The sequence below is a fragment of the Kitasatospora sp. NPDC093558 genome (assembly GCF_040683475.1).
Lineage (GTDB): Bacteria > Actinomycetota > Actinomycetes > Streptomycetales > Streptomycetaceae > Kitasatospora.
In genome coordinates this window covers 1-2,681 of the sequence record NZ_JBFBDY010000767.1, presented here as the reverse complement: position 1 = coordinate 2,681, position 2,681 = coordinate 1, and the positions used below count along the sequence as shown (strand labels likewise).

2 protein-coding genes and 1 pseudogene are annotated in these 2,681 nt (G+C 73.7%); all 3 read right to left on the bottom strand.

All coding sequences use genetic code 11. The features are described 5' to 3' along the window. Positions 1–31: 31 nt before the first annotated feature. Positions 32–1,162 (bottom strand): CHAT domain-containing protein, encoded by a 1,131-nt coding sequence (locus AB0O00_RS34930; protein WP_363658717.1) that lies wholly within the window; start codon positions 1,160–1,162, stop codon positions 32–34. Positions 1,163–1,164: 2 nt separating this feature from the next. Continuing rightward, on the bottom strand, positions 1,165–1,908 hold the full coding sequence (locus tag AB0O00_RS34925) for an SOS response-associated peptidase (RefSeq protein ID WP_363658715.1): 744 nt from the start codon (positions 1,906–1,908) through the stop codon (positions 1,165–1,167). A gap of 437 nt (positions 1,909–2,345) precedes the next feature. Then, a pseudogene (locus AB0O00_RS34920) lies at positions 2,346–2,573 on the bottom strand (hypothetical protein); the annotation flags it as partial. Positions 2,574–2,681: the final 108 nt, after the last annotated feature.

Below are 2,681 nucleotides of genomic sequence, written 5' to 3'. Positions count from 1 at the left end.
ACGGTGACGGGCCGGACCGCTGATGGCGTCATCACGGGGTGAGCTCCAGGATGCTGTCGATGCCGCAGTGCAGGGAGTAGGTCAGCGCGAGCGGGTTGCCGTGCTCGCGGGCGAAGCGCCGGACGAGGGTCTGGGTGATCTCGCCCGCCGTGAGCCCGCCGGCCAGGTAGAGGTCGAGGAAGGCGAGCGCGTACTCGGCGGCGAACACCTGCGGGATCTCGATCTGCGGGCCGAGCACGCCCTCCGCCCCGAGGTCGACCAACGCGCGCCCCAGGTGTTCGAGTTCGCCTTCGGCGGACTGCCCGGTGTGGCAGGCGTTCAGCAGCACGAAGGGCCGGAACATCGCCTCCGGCGCGTCCAGGTGCCGGCGCCGGTGGCGGCGCACGAGGTCGGCGTCGATGTGCCGGTCGTCGGAGAGCCGGACGGCGAGCTGCTTGAAGGCGGAGCCGTCGGCGACGAACTGGCCGTGGCACCAGAAGTACATGACGTCCTCGTCCAGCACCGCGCGCGACAGCGCGTCGAGCAGACCGCGGGACTCGGTGCGGACGGTGAGGTGCGAGCGGTCCTCCAGCAGCTTGCGGACCTCGGGGGCGCGGCCGATGGAGTCGAGCGTGTCGTCGGTGTTGAGGCTGGTGACCGGCCGGGTGCGGGCCGGGTAGGGCGGCTGGATCGGCGGGTAGGCGGTGCCGGTCTGCTCGATCTGGTGCCGGTGGCCGAGGAAGTCCGACCAGGGGTCGGGGCGCCCGTCCTGGCCCGGGCCGCCGTCGACGGCGAGCATCGGCCACGGCAGGTGCAGGTCGGAGTCGAAGCTGACCCGGAGCGGGCCGTGCTCGGTGAGCGTCGAGGTGAGGTACTCCCGGAAGACCGTCAGGTCCCGGCCGGGGCCTTCGAGCATCGTCTCCAGGAAGTACCGACCTTCCTCGGCGAGTTCGGCCGCCCGGCCCTCGGCGACGGGCCGCAGGTGGGAGACGTCGACGGTGGAGGCGAACGGGTAGTCGTCGGGCATCCCGAAGTCGTCGACCGTCGCGTAGCGGACCAGCTGGTCGCGCCAGGCCGTGCGCAACCGGGCGGCCTTGGCGAGGAGCCTCGTGCCCGTGATCGCGAGGTCGGCGCGGTGCGGGCGGGTGGGTGGTGGTCGGGCAGGCCGGGCGATCCGGTGCACCGTCAGTCCGCCAGCCCCAACGGGTCCTCGGCCGTCTCCAGCAGCTCCGGGCCGTTGGAGCGCACGCTGTTGACGGCCGTCGACACCGCCCGCACCCGCAGGGCGCCGTCGGCGGGGCGGCGGAGCAGGTGGTGGAGCTCGGTGACGTCGGTGACGTCCGGGGTGAGCCAGGTGGGCACGTCGTCGGGGGCGATCGTGAGCGGCATGCGGTCGTGGACGCGGCCGGCGGTGTCCGTCGCGTCGGTGGTGATGATGGTCGCGGTGGCGAGCCAGGCGGCCGGGTCGTCCTCGTCGCGGGTGCGGTCGCGCCAGAACTCGTACAGGCCGGCCATCAGCATCACCGCGCCGGTACTGAGGAAGTACGGCTGCTTGTACTTCTTGCGGTCGGCCCGCGCCGGCACCTCGCGCCACTCGAAGTAGCCGTCCGCCGGGATCACGCAGCGCCGGGCGGTGAAGGCCTTGCGGAAGGCGGGCTTCTCGTGGACCGTCTCCGAGCGCGCGTTGATCATGCGGGCGCCGCCGGACGCGTCCTTGGACCAGGACGGGACGAGGCCCCACCGCAGCGGCCGGAACTGCCGCAGCAGCTCGCCCGTCTCGCGGTCGACCCGTTCGAGCACCGCGGGGACGGGATCGGTCGGGGCGACGTTCCAGCTCGGGGCGAGGGCCTCGGCGGGATCCCAGCGGAGCTCGCCGAGGAGGCCGACGAGGTCCATGGGCGTGGTGGTGGAGACGAAACGGCCGCACATGCTCCCCACCCTGCCACTCCCGACCGACAAACGTGCTCTTCGCCCACCGGTTTCAGGCGACGACGGCCGCGACGACCTCCGCGTGGGCCTCGGCGTAGGCGCCGAACAGCCGCGCCCAGCAGCCGGGCGACCAGCTCGCGCGCCCCGGTGCCCGGCCAAGGCTGGGGGAGCAGCTCCGGCGGGAGCAGCAGGCCGGGCTCGACGGCCTCGGTGAACGCGACTGCGAGCTCGATCGCGATCGTCGGCTGCTCGGTGCCGGAGATCCCCGGGGCCGTGAGCTGCTCCAGACGTTCGGCAGCCACCTCGGCCAGGCGGGTGTGGCGCTCGGCGGCCTCGTCCAGCGGCCACCAGCGACGCGCGAGGGCGCGGGGGCCGGGGGTGCCGGCCGTGTCGGCTGTGTCGGCGAGGTCGCCGGTGCGCAGGTCGCGGCTGGTCAGGATCACGGTCGGCCCCATCGCGAGGGTCGCCGCCGCCTCCTCGACCTCCGCTTCCCAGGCGTGTGGGGACACGTACAGGTCGTTCTGCACGGGCGCCCCGCCGAGCCCGGTGATCGTCTCGCGCAGCGCGTCCCTGGCGGGCCTGGGGTGCTCGGGGATCGCGAAGCCGGCCAGGTGCCAGACCCGTCCAAGGGCGCCTCGCCGCGGGACGGGGCGGCCGAGCGCCATTCGGTGCCGTTCCACTTGGCGAGTCCGGACATCCCGGGTCGCAGGCCGGCGGGCCCCGAGCGCATTGGCGTTGAGGTGCGGGAGTGGGAAGTCGGATCCGCCGACTTC